This is a genomic window from Olsenella phocaeensis, from assembly GCF_048189965.1.
Lineage (GTDB): Bacteria > Actinomycetota > Coriobacteriia > Coriobacteriales > Atopobiaceae > Olsenella_I > Olsenella_I phocaeensis.
Genome location: NZ_DBEZHV010000018.1, coordinates 1 through 15,512, shown reverse-complemented (window position 1 = coordinate 15,512; position 15,512 = coordinate 1). Strand labels below are relative to the sequence as shown.

The window sequence follows — 15,512 nt, the reverse complement described above, 5'->3', positions numbered from 1 at the left end:
TCCTACTTTCCTGCCATGGCGAGCGAGATCTCCTTGATGGGGGGATTCGCGCCGGGGTACGTTCCCATGATCTGGCCCTCGAAGAGGACGACGATGCGGTCCGAGAGCTTCAGGACCTCGTCGAAGTCAGCCGAGATGAGCAGCACCGAGCAGCCGGCGTCGCGCTGCGCCACGATCTGGTCGTGGACGAAGCCGGTGGCGCCGATGTCCAGGCCGCGCGTGGGATAGACGGCCACGAGGAGCTTGGGGTGGCTGTCGAGCTCGCGCGCGAGGATGACCTTCTGCTGGTTGCCGCCCGAGAGGCTGCGGGCCGTCTGGCTGACGGAGGTGCAGCGGATGTCGTTCTCCTCGCGCAGCTGCTCGGCGAACTCCTGGATGGCGTCCATCTTGAGCCAGGCGCCGTGCCCCGCGGAGAAGCGCTCGGTGTTGGTCTGCTTGAGGACCAGGTTCTCGGCGATCGTCATGTCGCCGACGAGGCCCATCTTGTTGCGGTCCTCGGGGATGTTGCCGAAGCCGGCGTCGATGAAGGCCTGGGGCGAGAAGAGCGCGATGCTCGAGCCGTCGGGGCCGACGACCTCGCCGGACTCGGGGGCGATGAGGCCGGTCACGACCTCGGCGAGGGCACCCTGCCCGTTGCCGTCGATGCCCGCGACGCCCAGGATCTCTCCCTTGTGGAGGGTGAGGGTGACGTCCTTCAGGCCGCCGTGCTTGACCTCGGGATGGTAGGACACGTTGGTGAGCGTGAGCATGGGCTGGTCGGTCGCGTCCACCTTCTGGTAGGTGCTCTCGGTGAACTTCTGGCCGATCATGAGGTCGGCGAGCTCCTGCTCGGTGGTCTTGGAGACCTCGACCGTGTCGATGCACTCGCCGCGGCGCAGGACCGTAACGCGGTCGGAGATGTGCATGACCTCGCGCATCTTGTGCGAGATGAAGATGATCGACTTACCCTCGTCGGTCAGGGAGTTCATAATGTCGAAGAGGCCCTGGACCTCGAGGTCGGTGAGGACGGCGGTGGGCTCGTCGAGGATGAGCAGGTCGGCTCCGCGGAAGAGGACCTTCAGGATCTCGACGCGCTGCTGCATGCCGATGGACATGTCGCCCACGCGCTGGTCGAGGTCGACCTCCAGGCCGTAGCGCTGCATGAGCCCCTCGATGGTCTTGCGGTCGTCGGCCTTCTGGAGCAGGGGCGTGTTGTGGCGCTTGTCGCCCAGGATGATGTTCTCGAGGCCGCTCATGTCCTCCACCAGCATGAAGTGCTGGTGCACCATGCCGATGCCGTGCGCGACGGCATCGCGCGGGGAGTCGATGTGGACCTCCTCGCCCCTCATGTAGATCTTGCCCGCAGACGGCGTGTACAGGCCTATCAGGCAGTTCATGAGCGTCGACTTGCCCGCTCCGTTCTCGCCCAACAGGGTGTGCACCTCGCCCTCTTGTATGGAGAGGGTGACGTTGCGGTTCGCGTAGAACGAGCCGAAGCGCTTGTCGACGCCCTCCATCCTCAAGAGCTCTCCCATGTCACGACCACCTCTTTCGCAGCTCTTCCGGTCTCACGTTTCGGGGTGTTGCATTGCCCAGGAGCCCCCGGCACGGCGGCAGGAGGCCCCTGAATATCCTAGGGATCGGCCTACCCGCGCGGCCTCCTCTCGTAGGGCGTGCCGACGAGCGGCAGCTTGGTCTGGAGCCTGCCGCTGACGCGACGATACGCGTTCTGCACCGCAGGCGCGGTGGGGATGGTCGCGATCTCCCCGATGCCCTTGCCGCCGTAGGCCACGGGCAGGAGCTCGTCCTTCTCCACGTAGATGGCGTGGATGTCGGGAATCTGGCTGGCACGCAGGAGGCCAAGGGTCCCGTAGCGCGCGGTGGGCACGCAGTCCTTGAGCGGGAAGTCCTCGGTGAGGGCATAGCCCATGCCCATGAGCACGCCACCCTCGATCTGGCCCTGGATGGCGATGGGGTTGACAACCTTGCCGGAGTCGTGCGCGGCGTAGATCTGGGAGACCTTGCCCTTCTTGTCCAGGATCACCAGGTGCGTGGCAAAGCCGTAGCACACGTGGCTCTTGGGGTTGGGCTTGTCCGCCCCCAGCTTGTCGGTGGGCTCGAAGTAGACGTAGCTGAACTCGCAGCCCTCGAGCGCCGCCAGCGCGGAAGCGGGGTCATTGGCGTGGCGTCCGCCGCCGGCCTTGAGCTCGCAGGCATGGACGTCGTAGCTCCTGCCGTCCTCGTACTCGACCTTGACGCCGTCACCCCTGGCGCGAACGGGTCCCTGGGGCACGCCCTCCCCCGCCTCGTACGCGAGCATCGCGTCGCGGAGCAGGAAGGCGGCACCGCGCACGGACTCGCCGGTGATGACGGTCTGGCGCGAGCCGGAGGTGGTACCGGAGTCGGGCGCCGCCTCGGTGGAGCACTCGCCGTTGCGGATGAGGGCGCGCGGCAGGCCGCTGGCCTCCGCCACGTCCTGGAGGAAGACGGTGTTGCAGCCCTGGCCGATGTCGGAGGTCGCGGAATAGACCATCGCCTTGCCGCCATCGACCACGATCTTGCAGCGCCCGGCGTCAGGCAGGCCCACGCCCACGCCCGCGTTCTTCATGGCGCAGGCGAGGCCGCAGTGGTCGGCGTTGGCGTCATAGGCGTCCTTCACCGCCAGGAGGGTCTCCTTGAGCGCGGTGGAGCAGTCGGCGATCTGGCCGTTGGGCAGGACCTCGCCGGGCTCGATCGCGTTCTTGTAGCGCATCTCCCAAGGAGAGATGCCCACCTCGTCGGCAAGCACGTCGATGAGGCACTCGAGGGCGAACTGGCTCTGGCACACGCCGAAGCCGCGGAAGGCGCCCGCGGGCGGGTTGTTGGTGTAGTAGCCGTACCCACGTATGTCGGTGTTCTGGTACTTGTAGGGACCGACCGAATGGGTGCAGGCGCGCTCGAGGACGGGGCCGCAGAGGCTCGCGTAGGCACCGGTGTCGAAGTTGATCTCGCAGTCCAGAGCGGTGAGGTTGCCCTCCTCGTCGCAACCCAGGGTGAAGGTGCCCTGCATGGCGTGGCGCTTGGGATGGAAGTCGATGGACTCCTTGCGCGTGAAGCGGCACTTCACCGTGCGCCCGAAGTGCAGGGCGGCGAGGGCGGCGAGGTGCTGGGCGCTCACGTCCTCCTTGCCGCCGAAGCCGCCGCCGACCAGCATGGTCTGGACGACGACGCGCTCGGGCGTCTCGTCCCAGCCAAACATGTGGGCGACTTCCTTGCGCGTGTCGTAGGCGCCCTGGTCGGTGCTCTGGACCTTGACGCCGTCCTTGTAGGGGAAGGCCACGGCGCACTCGGGCTCCAGGAAGGCATGCTCGGTGAAGGGCGTCTCGAAGGTCTTGGTCACCACGTGGGCGGACTTGGCGAGCGCCTCCTTGGCGTTGCCGCGGGTCACGTGGCGGCTCTGGCAGACGTTGTCGTGGAGCTCGACGACGTTGCCGAAGGCAAGGAAGCTGTCGTGGATGATGGGGGCACCCTCGGCCTTCGCCTCCTCGATGTTGCGGACGGGCGCGAGCTCCTCGTAGGTCACCTTGACGAGCCTCTTGGCCTTTGCCAGGGTCTTCTCGTCCTCGGCAACCACCAGGCAGATGGCATCTCCCACGAAGCGGGTGACGTCGCCCTCGGCGATCATCACGTCCCAGTCCTGGATGAGGTGGCCCACCTGGTTGACGGGCACGTCCTTGGCGGTGAGCACGCCCAGGACGCCAGGCAGGGCCTCGGCCTTGGAGCTGTCTATGGAGAGCACGCGGGCACGCGGGTACTTCGAGCGCACCGCCGAGGCGTAGGCCATGTCGGGGTAGTCGGTCTCGTTGAGGTCGTCGGGATACACGCCGTAGCCCAGGACCTTGCGGCGCACGTCCACGCGGAAGGCGCGCTTGCCCACGCCGTAGTCGTCGCCTCTCTCGAGCTCGGGGTCGATCTGCCTCTCTCCCCTGAGGATCTGGGCGGCGAGCAGGATGCCCTCGATGATCTTCTTGTAGCCGGTGCAGCGGCAGACGTTGCCCTTTATCGCGACCTTGACGTCGTCCTCGGTGGGATTGGGGTTGGCCCTCAGGAGGGCTGCCCCGCTCATCACCATGCCGGGGATGCAGAAGCCGCACTGCACGGCCCCCACGGCGCCGAAGGCATAGACGAAGGCCTCCTTCTCCTCCTCGCCAAGGCCCTCCACGGTGAGGATCTGCTTGCCCTGGGCAAGCTTGGTGGTGATGACACAGCCCTTGGTGGCAATCCCGTCGATGACGACGGTGCAGGTGCCGCAGGCGCCCTCGGAGCAGCCGTCCTTCACGGAGGTGAGGTGGAGCTCGTCGCGCAGGAAGCGCAGGAGCGATACGTTCTCGTCCGTCGAGATCTCTTCGCCGTTGACGGAGAAGCTGTACTTTCCCATGTCCCCTCCCCTCTAGAAGCCCTTGGCCAGGATGCCGTTGGCGTCACGGATGACGCCGCGCGGGCACTTGGTCGCGCACATGCCACAGGCGATGCAGAGCTCGACGTCCGTCACCGCCAGGTTGTCCGTCACGTGGATGGCATCCGCCGGGCAGGCTCGCTCGCAGGCGCCGCAGGCGATGCAGCTCGAGTCGCAGAGCTTGCGTGCGACCGAGCCCGGGTCCGGATTGGAGCAGAGCGGCAGGATTGTCGCCTCGCGGGGGACTATCTCGATGATCCCCTGCGGGCAGGCCCTCGCACAGAGGCCGCAGCCTATGCAGGCCTCGCGCCTCACCTGCGCGGTGTTGTTCTCGTTGAGGCCGATCGCGTCGACCTTGCAGGCGGCGACGCACGCGCCGCAGCCGACGCAGCCGTAGTTGCAGTACCTGCTGGCTCCCCCCCAGCAATGTACGACGGCTACCTTGTCCCTTCTCTTGGCCATATTGAGCCTATCCCCCCGGAATGAGCGCCGGGAGGTGGCACGCCGAAGCGCGCCACCTCCGGCCCTCGGTTTGTGTTTGAGGCTGTGGCACAGCGCCTCGCGAGGCTAGCCGATCATGAGGTAGGCATAGTCGCTTTGCACGGCAGCGATGGTGGCGCGCACCGACTCGGGCAGTCCGCAGTCCTTGTCATTCGCATCGTATACCTTGGTGCCTCCGTCAAGCCTGACGAGCATGCCGCCGTCGACGGGAAGGAAGCCCTCGTTGGTGCTGTTGTCGAAGTCCTCCTTGCTCCAGAAGAGGGTGAGCTTGTCCTTGTAGGGACGGCCGCCCTGGTAGGGGCAGAAGACGGCGCAGTTGCCGCACTCGTTGCACATGCCGTCGACGTGCACGATCTGGCGCTGGCGCATGCCGGGCACGCGAATCGCGACGTTGGCGCGGTTGGGGCAGACCTCGACGCAGGTCTCGCAGACGGTGGCGCAGCCCAGGCAGCGGGTCCTGTCGCAGCCCTTGACGTCCAGACAGAGGTCGCCGCGCTTGGCGAGCGGGGCGTCGTAGTCGGCCTTGACGTTGGACTCGACCTTGCCGTTGAAGTCCGCGCCCGAGATGGCGACGGTCACCATGGCGGCGTCCGCAATGCCCTCGACCACGGTGGCAGGCCCGCGGCGGGCGTCACCGATGGCATAGACGTGGGGCAGGTTGGTCTTGTAGCTGGCGTCGACCACGGGGCGTCCCTTGCGGTCGACCTCGATGCCGGAGGCCTCGAAGAGCGTGCCCTCGACGTTCTCACCCACCGCGGCGATGACGGTGGTGGCGGGAATGGTCGTGGTCTTGCCGGTGGAGACGGGCGAGCGGCGGCCAGACTCGTCGGGAGCGCCAAGCTCCATGACCTCGCAGGTCAGGACGCCGTCGGCAAGCGTGTCGGGCGAGAGGAGCTCCATGAACTCGACCCCGTCCTCGAGCGCGAGCGCGAGCTCCTCCTCGTCGGCGGGCATGTAGCGGCGGGTGCGGCGGTAGACCAGGCGGACGTTCTCGACGCCCTTGATGCGCTTGGCGGCACGTGCCACGTCCATGGCGGTGTTACCGGCACCGATGACCACGACGTCGCTGCCGAGCTCGAGGGAGTCGGGGTCACCCTTGGCGGCCACGAGGAAGTCGATGGCGTCCATCTCGGCGCCGGACTTGAGGGTGGCGCGACCAGGCGCCCAGGCGCCGATGGCGATGACGACGTCGGTGTAGCCCTGCTTCAGGAGCTCGTCGACCGACTTGACCTCGACGCCGCACTCGAATTTGGCGCCGTAGGCGCTGCAGAGCTCGATGTCGCGGTCGATAGCCTCGCCCGAGATGCGGAACTCGGGGATGGCATGACGGACGATGCCGCCCAGCTTCTGGGTGCGCTCGATCACGGTCACGTCGACGCCGGCGCGGGAGAGGAAGGACGCGGCGGAGAGGCCGGCAGGACCTCCGCCGATGACGGCGACCTTCTTGCCCTTGACCTCGGCCCTGCGGGCGAGCGTGGGCAGGACCTTCTCGCTTGCCGCCTCGGCGGCCTTGAGCTTTGCCTCGCGGATGTGGACGTGCTCCTCGTAGTAGTTGCGCATGCAGCCGTCGCCGCAGTGGTGCGGGCAGATGGTGCCGGTCACGAAGGGCAGGGCGTTGCGCTCGAGGATGACGTTGAGGGCGTCCTCGTAGCGGCCCTCGTCCACGGCCATGAGGTAGCCGGGGATGTCCTGGTGGATGGGGCAGTCGTGGCGGCAGGGCGCCGTGAAGCAGTCCATGAGGGGAAGCTTCGCCGCGACGTGGCGCTCGGGCAGGGGCTTGATGGGCTTGCGGTAGGCGTCACCCCTCACGGCCTCGCCCACCATGCCGCGGACGGCCTTGGCGTCAACGCCGTCGAAGGCCTTGGCCTCGACGGACTCGAGGACGCGCACGATCTGGCCGAAGCGCTGGTAGCCACCGGGCTTGAGGATGGTGGTCGCCACGGTGACGGGCCAGATGCCAGCCGAGACGAGTCCGGCCACGTTGTTGGCGTCGGCACCGCCGGAGTACGAGATGCGCAGCTTGCCGTCGAACTGCTCGGACAGCCGGGCGGCCAGGGTGAGGGAGAGCGGGTACAGCGAGCGGCCCGACATGTACATCTCCTCGCTGGGCAGCTCGTTGCGGGTCACGTCGACGGGGAAGGTGTTGGTCAGCTTGACGCCGAACTCCAGGCCCCTCTCCTTGCCCAGCGCGATGAGGCGCTCGAGCATGGGGACGGCGTCCTCCCACTGGAGGTCCTCCAGGAAGTGGTGGTCGTCGAAGGCGACGTAGTCGAAGCCCAGGGAGTCCAGGGTGGTGCGGGCGTACTCGTAGCCCAGGAGCGTGGGGTTGCACTTTACGAAGGTGTTGAGGCCCTTCTCGCACATGAGGTAGGTGGCGATGCGCTCGATCTCTGCGGGAGGGCAGCCGTGCAGCGTGGACTCGGTGATGGAGCGCGAGACCTGCGGGGTGATGGAGTCGACGAAGGCCTCGTCCACGTGCTCGAAGCGGTCGAGGTTCGCCTTCGCCCAGGCGATGGCCTCGGTGAAGGCCGGCGTGGCGGAGGCGTCCTTCATGTCGTTGATGTACTTGTCGACCTTGGGGCTCTTGATGCCCTCGAGGTCGTAGCCCACTGACATGTTGAACACGAAGCCGTCGGCAGATCCCAGGTCAAGCTCGCGGGAGAGCAGCTTGCAGGCGACCCACGCCTTGACGTACTCGTCGAAGGCCTGGGGGACGGTCAGCTCGGTGGACCACTCGCAGTTGTAGCCCTCGTCACCTGCCAGGATGCAGGGCTTGTTGACGCAGGCCGAGAGTTCCTCGCCGTCCATGACCTGGACGGTCTTGAGCTCGAAGAAGCGGGCACCGGTCACGTAGCTCGCGACGATGTTCTGGGCGAGCTGGGAGTTGGGGCCAGCCGCAGGGCCGACGGGCGTCTCGATGCTCTCGCCGAAGATGTGGCGGGTGCCCTTCCCGTCACCCTTGGCGAAGCGGGTAATGCCGAAGATGCTGCCCTGCGTGTGGTACTCGTCCAGGATCCAGCCCATGAGGGCGTCGAACGGAATGGGGCGCATGATGTCGCTCATATTGGTCCTCTCCTAAAAACCAAAGGCGGATTATGTCCCCCGCATTTATTGCGTCCGCGGGCGACGCAAGTGCATGCGACTTAGTACTCGCGGCCGTTGAGCTCCCCCCAGAGCTGCTTGGAGGCGGCGAGGATGCGGGCGTTGATGGCCTCCTCGTCCAGGTCGACGAACTCGCGGTCCTTGTAGAGGACGCGACCGTTGATGATGGTCGTGCGGCAGGCCTTGCCCTCGAAGCCGAAGAGGATGTGGCCGTCGATGTTCTCGTCCGAGAAGGGCGTGAAGGGCTTGTAGTCGAAGATCGCGATGTCGGCCGCGGCGCCGGGGGCCAGGATGCCGAGGGGCTTGCCCTGGGGCTTGGCCGAGAAGTACTTCTCGGCGATGGTGCGGTTGTTCTTGAACAGCATGGCCATGTCCTCGCCCCAGGCGACGTTGGGCATGCAGCTGTTGTGGCGCTGGATCATGATGAAGGTCTTCAGGCTCTCCAGCACGTCATGGGTGTAGGCGTCGGTGCCCATGCCCACGGTGATGCCGCGCTTGAAGAACTCGAGCACGGGGGCGCAGCCCACGGCGTTGTTCATGTTGGAGCCGGGGTTGTTCACGATCATGGTCTTGGTCTCGGCGATCACGTCCATGTCGGCGGGCGTGATGTGGATGCAGTGGCCCAGCATGGTCTTCTCGCCCAGGAGGCCGTGGTCGAGGAGGCGGTGCACGGCGGTGCAGCCGTGGTTGCCCAGGCTGTCATAGACGTCGTTCATTCCCTCGCAGACGTGGATGTGGAAGCCGGTGAGGCCGTCGTTGGCCTCGACCATCTTGTCGAGGGTCTTGTCCGAGAGCGTGAACAGGGCATGCCCGCCGAACATGGCGGCGATCATGTCGGAGTCCTGCCCGGCGGCCCAGCGCGCGAACTCGGCGTTCTCGGCGATGGCCTGGTCGCACTTCTCCTCGCCGTCGCGGTCGGAGGTCTCGTAGCAGAGGCAGGCGCGCATGCCTGTCTCCTCCGCGACGTCCTTGATCGCGAAGAGCGACCCGGGAATCTCGAGGAAGCTGGCGTGGTGGTCGAAGATGGTGGTCACGCCGTCGCGGATGCAGTCCAGGATGGTCGCGTACGCGGAGGCGCGGGTGCCCTCCATGTTGAGGTTGCGATCGATCTTCCACCACTGCTGCTCGAGGTTCTCGAGGAAGTTGGTTGGGTTGCAGCCCTTGATGGCCAGGCCGCGGGCGAGGCCGGAATAGATGTGGGTGTGGGCGTTGATGAGTCCCGGCATGATCACCGCGCCACGCGCGTCGAGGAACTCTGCGTCGGGGTACTTGCCCTCGAGCGCGGACCTGTCGCCGACCTCCACGATCTTGGTGCCGTCGACGACGACCGCGCCGTCCTCGAAGTACGGATGCGCCTCGTCACGAGTGATGACCCTACCATTTGCTACGAGCAGCATGAGACCCCTCCCCCTGCTGAGCGCCGCAGATCAGCTACGGCCGGATACTTGTGAGGCGTGGTCCTCTCTTACCACGTCTATATCTGAAAAAATGATAGGTGGAAAAAAGAAAAGTAAGAATCAGTGATGTCGTAGGCGGTCGATATACCACCATCGGCGCGTTGTATTTTTAAATAAATAACGTTTTGCGCATGCGAGAGTGACGTCGCACGACGCGATGTGGCCCTATGCAGGCAGGGACCTCCTCGCCCCGGCTGGGACCCCTCCCCGAAAATTCCTAACAATTTGTAAGCTCCATCTATTGAGCACGGCGTGATTCGATATACCATTCGGCTGCCAGACCCGCTCGCGACGCAGGTCGCCAAAGGTCGGCTCTCATAACTCTTTGACAGGCATCCCTGCGACCTCGCAGGGTCGGCGCCCAGCTCGCGGGCGACGTCAACGGGAGGTTCCCATGCGTGCACAGGACATCGAGTTCTGCCGCTCCCTCGCACATGGCATCGCGGCCCAGTTCGGACCGGGCTGCGAGGTGGTCATCCACGACCTCTCGGCCGACAACCCCTCGAGCACCATCGTCGCCATCGAGAACGGCCATGTGTCGGGCCGTGCGGTGGGAGACGGCCCCTCGCATGTCGTGCTCGAGGCACTGCACGACCGCCGCAACCCCGTCGAGGACCGGCTCGCCTACCTCACCAAGACCGAGGACGGCAAGATCCTGAAGTCGTCCACCATCTTCCTGCGCGGCGAGGACGGCGAGGTGGACGGCATCTTTGCCATCAACTACGACATCACCATGCTCCTTGCCGCACGTCACGAGCTGGAGTCGCTCACCGCCGTCGCCGCGCAGGGTGCGGCAGACCCCGAGCCCATCCCCCAGAGCGTGACCGAGCTCCTGGACGAGCTCATCGAGCAGAGCGTGCGGGTCGTGGGCAAGCCCGTCACCCTCATGACCAAGGAGGACAAGGTCAAGGCAATCGGCTTCCTCAACGACTCCGGCGCCTTCCTGGTCACCAAGTCGGGCCAGAAGGTCTGCAACTACTTCGGCATCTCGAAGTACACCCTGTACAGCTACATGGACGAGGCCAAGGCCCAGGCGCAGGGGTAGCCCGGGCTCGAGGCGATCGCCTTCCGGGAGGTGGGCCGCATGGCTCGGGACGTCATGGTTGGAGAAGACAAGGGAGACTTGCTGGCGCAGGTCGCCGGCGCTGGCGCTTATGCGGATGCCAACGCCAGCGCGGACAAGGACACGGACCGCGGCACGAACGACGTGGTCGGGCTCACCCAGGCGCTCGTGAGGATCGACAGCAGCGACCCTGGCGCCTTCGAGGGCGAAGTCGAGGGCTTCGTACGCGGCTGGCTCGAAAGTCGCATCGGACGGGCGCGCGAGCTTGCCGGCAAGGGCGGGCGCGAGGCACTGGGCCACGTCTTCCTCGAAGAGCTCGAGGCGCTTCCCGGCCGGCCCTGCCTGAGGGCCGTGATTCCCGCCGCGGGTGAGCATGATGCCACGGGCACGGAGGTGACGGGGCTCTCGCCTGACGACGAGGCCACGACCGAAGGCCTGCCGGGGCTCGTCTACTGCTGTCACCAGGACACCGTCGTCCTGGGGGATGGCTGGGACGACGAGGCCCCCGCCCTGGGGGCGAGGGTACTTGACGGGCGGCTCTATGGCCGCGGCTCCTGTGACATGAAGGGCGGCCTTGCCTGCGCGATGCTTGCCTTTGGGAGCGCCCTCGACGAGGTCGCGCTGAGGGGACGCCTCCCCCGCCGCCGCATGACGCTGCTCTGCACGGTTGATGAGGAGGACTTCATGCGCGGCATCGAGGCCGCAATCGCCGCCGGATGGGTGGGTGGTACCGACTGGGTGCTGGACACGGAGCCCACGGGCGGCAAGGCGCGCATGGCACACAAGGGCCGTAGCTGGTTCGAGCTCGAGCTGCGCGGTGTCACCGCACACGCAAGCACGCCCTGGCGCGGGGCGGACGCCGTCGCCGCTGCCGCCGAGGCGGTCGTGCGCATACGCTCGGCCGTGGCGGCACTGGAGAGGCATCCCGACCTCGGCGCTTCCACCGTGACCTTCGGACAGATAGAGGGTGGCTACCGGCCCTACGTGGTACCCGACGACTGCCATGTGTGGATTGACATGCGGCTCGTACCTCCTGCGGGCACCGACTCTGCCAGTGGCATCGTGACGGACGCCCTTCGTGCGGCCGAGAGGGCCGTGCCAGGCTGTGTCGGCAGCTACGAGGTGACCGGGGACCGCCCTCCCATCGAGGCAAACCCCCAGTCCGGACTGCTCGCGCTCCTGCAGGAGGCTTCCGCCGAGGTCACGGGGGCCAAGGCGGGCATCGACGTGTTCACCGGCTACACCGATGGCGCCGTCGTGGCGGGAACCTGCGGGAACCGCGACTGCGTCTCTTACGGGCCGGGCGAGCTCGAGATGGCGCACAAGCCCAACGAGTACGTACCGTTGGCGGACCTCGAGCGCGTGCGCGCGGTGCTCTGCGAGCTTGCCAGGCGGGCGCTCTGGTAGCTGCGCGCCTGCGTCGACGAATCCCGCCGCCGCAGGCGCGAAGTGGGTGGCCGTGGTGCCGTCACGTGATCGAAGTGGGTGGCTGAGTTGCCACCGCAGGCCCGAAGTGGGTGCTTCTCTCGCCTGAGAGCCGCATGCAACCACCCACTTCGACCCTCTCGCGCGCCGACGCCGATGTGGGTGGGCGATATGCCGCCGCAAGCCCGAAGTGGGTGGTTCTCTCGCCTTTTCCCGCGTTCCAACCACCCACTTCGAATGTCTTGCGCACCGGGGACGATGTGGGTCCCGTTGCCTTGCAAAACGACGCTAGAAGTGCCTCCTGCGCACGTCGGCGAGAAGCGCGTGCAATTCGCGCTGACGAGCCCTCGTCGAGTCCCCGCACGGCCTATGCCGAAGCCCCAACTGCGTCTCGAGGCCCCACACCAAATCGTCGAAGCGTGCGAGCGAGGCAACCTGGCCGTAGGTTATCGAGTTGACACGCAGTCCCATGGAACGCAGCGCGTTGGCTCGTGCCTGCGTGTTGTCATACTCCTCCCTGCCCCCGTGGTGCTCGAAGCTATCGAACTCCAGGCACAACCCCTGATGCTCGAAGAGCAGGTCGACGTAGACGCGTGAGCGCTGCGCCAGCCCGCGCAGGTGCTCGTCTGGCAGCTCGATGCGTCGATTGACGACAAACGGTGGGAAGCCCCTCCCGCCCAGGCGCTTGGGCATTCCCAACTCCATGGCAAGGAGCGTCTCCATGGGCGACGCCGACCCGTCCATCACCCAGCGCAGCGCCGAGCGAGCCTTCGCGACGCCCCGCACCCCAGCGCAACGGTCAAGATAGCCGGCGATGCGAGCGACGCTCGTCAGGGGAGGCCGGCTTCCCGCGAGCGTCCTGCCGTCGGGCCCAAAGGCGTAGGTGCCACAGAGTTCGAACCCAAGCTCGACCACTTCCCCTAGAACGTCAAGCGACTCCGCCATCTGTAGAAAGCAAAGCTCCGGCGAGGCGACGAGGACGTCCGGAGAAAGCGCTACGAACGACCCCTCCGTCAGGCTTCTTTTGCAGAGGTGCATGCGCACGTCCGCACAGGGGTGACGCCCGTTGGACGAAGGCACGAGAATGTCGAGCTTTTGCCCGAGCGCGGCATGAAGTGGGTTGCGACCCCTGAGCGCCACTATTGCCCGTCTCACCTCGCGCGCCGACGCAGTCGCGTCTGCCAGGCTCACGTCACAGGCGATGGGCAGACCACCCCCGTCGTGGCGCCTCGTGAGCCAATACGCCCGGGAGCTGTTATGAGAAATGAACGTAAACATGTCGCGAAGGGTACCGTTCGAAACTCGCGCCAAACCCACTCTTGGCTGGCAGGCAGCTGCCGGAGAGTTCGTGCAGCTGCAAGACCCGCAGGTACATGAGGGTGAGAAGGGCGCAAGGTCAGCGTTGCGGCCGCCCGACGAGCCCAAATGGCCTCAATAATCCACAAGGCGTCCTCAATTCGGCCGTTAACTTGCATGAAGCTGCCAAATCGGATTCAAAATAGGCAATCTGCGCCCCGTGCAATCCGAAGGCGGTACGTTCGATTCACCCGCCACTTATCACGCGCCGCGAGATGAGCGAAGTGGGTGGCTGAGTTGCCGCCTCGGGTCCGAAGTGAGTGGTTCTCTCACCTTTTCCCGCGTTCCAACCACCCATTTCGACCCTCTCGCGCGCCAAGCGTATGCCATTGGACACCGGACGGGCAACACGCCCCCCGCTTCGTGCAACTTGGCTGCACCAACCATCCACCTCGCCGTCCATCCCATATGCTCGAGATGCGGCAAGACCAGGACGACACGGAGGGGCGATGAACGTCAGACACATCGAGCGAGAGGGGCAGGACGAAATCGACGTTCTGGTGACGAGCGCACCAGGAGACCAGGACGCCGCCCAGCTGGTAGGCAGGCTCCAATCATTCGGACAGATGGTCGTGGGGTTCGAACCGGGTTCGATTGTTCGCAGGCCGATTCCGCTCGACGAGCTGTTGCTCATCGAGGTACGAGCCGACCTGGTCCTCGTTCGCACCACCGACGGCTCCGAGCTCGAAAGCCCCCTCAGGCTTTACGAGCTGGAGGAGGCCTTGCGGGGAAGCCCCGTCATCCGCGCGTCCAAGCAGGTGCTGGTCAACTTCGACAAGGTCGTCTCGATCAGGCCCGAGCTCAACCGCCGTCTCCTGCTTCGCCTGAAGGGTGGTACGAACGTCCTGGTGACGCGCACCTATGTACCGAACATAAAGAGGCTCCTAGGAAGCAATCCGCGTCGCAGCTAGCGAAGGGTCCAAAGAAAGGCAGGGGAACAATGGGCGAGAAGACACGTCACCATCACAAAGATGTCGGAATCTATGACGAGGAGTCCAAGCGGGGAATCTGGCACATGGCTCTCAGGGGGCTGGCGGCGGGCAGCATGGTGTCCGTGCTGATGCTGCTTGCGGCGTGCGGGACCGAAGCCATCGCGGGGCGTTGGAACCAAGGGTTGAGCTGGTGCGCCTCTGCCATCGCCGCAGGCTTGGCCGGCGGCATCCTGCAACAGCTGTGGTTTGGCTACTCCGTGCTCACCAAGCCCAGCTATCCCGTGCGCGTCGCGGGCTTCGGGCTCAGCTATTACCTCGTGCTGGCGGCGTGCTCCTTCCTTGGCGGGTGGTTCCCGACAGAGAACGCCGGCGCATGGGCGAGCTTCACGTTCCTCTACCTGGTCCTGCTCACGGCCATCACCGTAGGCTTCACGATCGCCTTCCGCGTCCAAGGGGCGTCATACACCCAACGTCTCGAGGCATACCGCAAGCACAACTCCCGGGAGTAGACACTGCGACCTGTCACGAGAAGCGCGAAGTGGGTGGCTGGATTACCGTCGCGAATGCGAAGTGGGTGACTTGACTGCCACCGCAGGTGCGATGTGGGTGGTCCTCTCACCTGAGAGCCGCGCGCAACCACCCACTTCGGCCCTCTCGCGCGCCGAGGTCGACATGTGTGGTTGGAACGCCGCCGCAGAGCAAGATCCAAGCGAGAACAGCGTGCCGGCACAAGCCCGAGGAGGGGCCGAGCTACCGCTGCGACAAGTGCGGCTGGGTGCCAGAGGACCAGCCCAAGCCGCCCAAGTTCTGCCCTGAGTGCGGCGACGTGTTTGACGAGAACGACAAGGGGCAGGCGCTCCCCGCGCAGGCCTTGGTCCGGGGCCCGGGCCTGCGCGGGCCAACGGTCAGACGGTCTAGCCGGAAAAGACCGCATTTCTCGCAGAATGCTGTCTTTCCACCCTGCCAACAGGCCATTTGCCAAAAATGCCCGCATTCCGTGAGAAATGCGGGCAAGGGGGTGACGGGGGTGTGCGGACCAAATGTTGGACCGACGCTGGACGGCCCAACTCGGGAGGTTCGCATGCACGACAGGAAAACGGTCGCCCTCGCCCTCGAGGCAGTCTCGCCGGGGTTCGGCCTGAGCCAGGCCGCGGAGCTCTCCGGCGCGCGTCCGAGCGCCGTGCGGGGGTGGGCCCACGGCCACCTCCCGCACGGCGCCCTGGGGGGCCGGGCGGGCGGCGCTGCGCTACGGTCGTCGGCGG

11 protein-coding genes are annotated in these 15,512 nt (G+C 66.1%); 5 read left to right on the top strand and 6 right to left on the bottom strand.

All coding sequences use genetic code 11. From position 1 onward, the window contains the following. Positions 1-2: 2 nt before the first annotated feature. The 5 genes from ACMPH2_RS08455 to ssnA all read right to left on the bottom strand — a co-directional run bounded on the left by ACMPH2_RS08455 (position 3) and on the right by ssnA (position 9,414). Entirely contained in the window at positions 3-1,514 is a 1,512-nt protein-coding gene (locus ACMPH2_RS08455; protein ID WP_072499783.1) for an ABC transporter ATP-binding protein, read from the bottom strand. A 110-nt stretch (positions 1,515-1,624) separates the two neighbouring features. After that, a complete protein-coding gene (gene xdh / locus ACMPH2_RS08450; RefSeq protein ID WP_303133108.1) occupies positions 1,625-4,396 on the bottom strand; it encodes a selenium-dependent xanthine dehydrogenase in 2,772 nt (923 codons plus the stop codon). A 12-nt stretch (positions 4,397-4,408) separates the two neighbouring features. Next, positions 4,409-4,876, bottom strand: coding sequence for a 4Fe-4S binding protein (locus tag ACMPH2_RS08445; protein ID WP_072499781.1), 468 nt, complete (start codon positions 4,874-4,876; stop codon positions 4,409-4,411). A 105-nt stretch (positions 4,877-4,981) separates the two neighbouring features. Next, entirely contained in the window at positions 4,982-7,978 is a 2,997-nt protein-coding gene (gene ygfK, locus ACMPH2_RS08440) for a putative selenate reductase subunit YgfK (RefSeq protein WP_303133106.1), read from the bottom strand. 80 nt (positions 7,979-8,058) lie between these two features. Continuing rightward, positions 8,059-9,414 carry a putative aminohydrolase SsnA gene (gene ssnA / locus ACMPH2_RS08435; protein ID WP_303133104.1) on the bottom strand — a complete coding sequence of 452 codons (1,356 nt, stop codon included), beginning with the start codon at positions 9,412-9,414 and terminating at the stop codon, positions 8,059-8,061. Positions 9,415-9,868: 454 nt separating this feature from the next. Between ssnA and ACMPH2_RS08430 the strand changes: the two genes are divergently transcribed. Further along, positions 9,869-10,519, top strand: coding sequence for a helix-turn-helix transcriptional regulator (locus ACMPH2_RS08430; RefSeq protein WP_303133102.1), 651 nt, complete (start codon positions 9,869-9,871; stop codon positions 10,517-10,519). Positions 10,520-10,558: 39 nt separating this feature from the next. Beyond that, entirely contained in the window at positions 10,559-11,944 is a 1,386-nt protein-coding gene (locus ACMPH2_RS08425) for a M20 family metallopeptidase (RefSeq protein ID WP_417119200.1), read from the top strand. Positions 11,945-12,250: 306 nt separating this feature from the next. Here ACMPH2_RS08425 and ACMPH2_RS08420 read toward each other — a convergent pair whose 3' ends face one another. Continuing rightward, positions 12,251-13,240: a hypothetical protein gene (locus tag ACMPH2_RS08420; protein WP_417119199.1), complete on the bottom strand. Its 990-nt coding sequence runs from the start codon at positions 13,238-13,240 to the stop codon at positions 12,251-12,253. A gap of 527 nt (positions 13,241-13,767) precedes the next feature. Between ACMPH2_RS08420 and ACMPH2_RS08415 the strand changes: the two genes are divergently transcribed. The 3 genes from ACMPH2_RS08415 to ACMPH2_RS08405 form a co-directional block, all read left to right on the top strand. Beyond that, entirely contained in the window at positions 13,768-14,229 is a 462-nt protein-coding gene (locus ACMPH2_RS08415; RefSeq protein ID WP_417119198.1) for a LytTR family DNA-binding domain-containing protein, read from the top strand. Positions 14,230-14,258: 29 nt separating this feature from the next. Next, positions 14,259-14,759, top strand: a complete 501-nt coding sequence (locus tag ACMPH2_RS08410) for a hypothetical protein (RefSeq protein ID WP_417119197.1) — start codon at positions 14,259-14,261, stop codon at positions 14,757-14,759. A gap of 572 nt (positions 14,760-15,331) precedes the next feature. After that, positions 15,332-15,512, top strand: a 181-nt coding sequence (locus ACMPH2_RS08405; RefSeq protein ID WP_417119196.1) for a hypothetical protein, incomplete at its 3' end; no start/stop codon positions are given.

Bases quoted from the DNA above. Each gene is read 5' to 3' on its own strand.
- ACMPH2_RS08415 (WP_417119198.1), top strand. From the start codon at position 13,768: ATGAACGTCAGACACATCGAGCGAGAGGGGCAGGACGAAATCGACGTT.
- ACMPH2_RS08425 (WP_417119200.1), top strand. From the start codon at position 10,559: ATGGCTCGGGACGTCATGGTTGGAGAAGACAAGGGAGACTTGCTGGCG.
- ACMPH2_RS08455 (WP_072499783.1), bottom strand. From the start codon at position 1,514: ATGGGAGAGCTCTTGAGGATGGAGGGCGTCGACAAGCGCTTCGGCTCG.
- ACMPH2_RS08410 (WP_417119197.1), top strand. From the start codon at position 14,259: ATGGGCGAGAAGACACGTCACCATCACAAAGATGTCGGAATCTATGAC.
- ACMPH2_RS08430 (WP_303133102.1), top strand. From the start codon at position 9,869: ATGCGTGCACAGGACATCGAGTTCTGCCGCTCCCTCGCACATGGCATC.
- ACMPH2_RS08420 (WP_417119199.1), bottom strand. From the start codon at position 13,240: ATGTTTACGTTCATTTCTCATAACAGCTCCCGGGCGTATTGGCTCACG.
- ssnA (WP_303133104.1), bottom strand. From the start codon at position 9,414: ATGCTGCTCGTAGCAAATGGTAGGGTCATCACTCGTGACGAGGCGCAT.
- ACMPH2_RS08445 (WP_072499781.1), bottom strand. From the start codon at position 4,876: ATGGCCAAGAGAAGGGACAAGGTAGCCGTCGTACATTGCTGGGGGGGA.
- ygfK (WP_303133106.1), bottom strand. From the start codon at position 7,978: ATGAGCGACATCATGCGCCCCATTCCGTTCGACGCCCTCATGGGCTGG.
- xdh (WP_303133108.1), bottom strand. From the start codon at position 4,396: ATGGGAAAGTACAGCTTCTCCGTCAACGGCGAAGAGATCTCGACGGAC.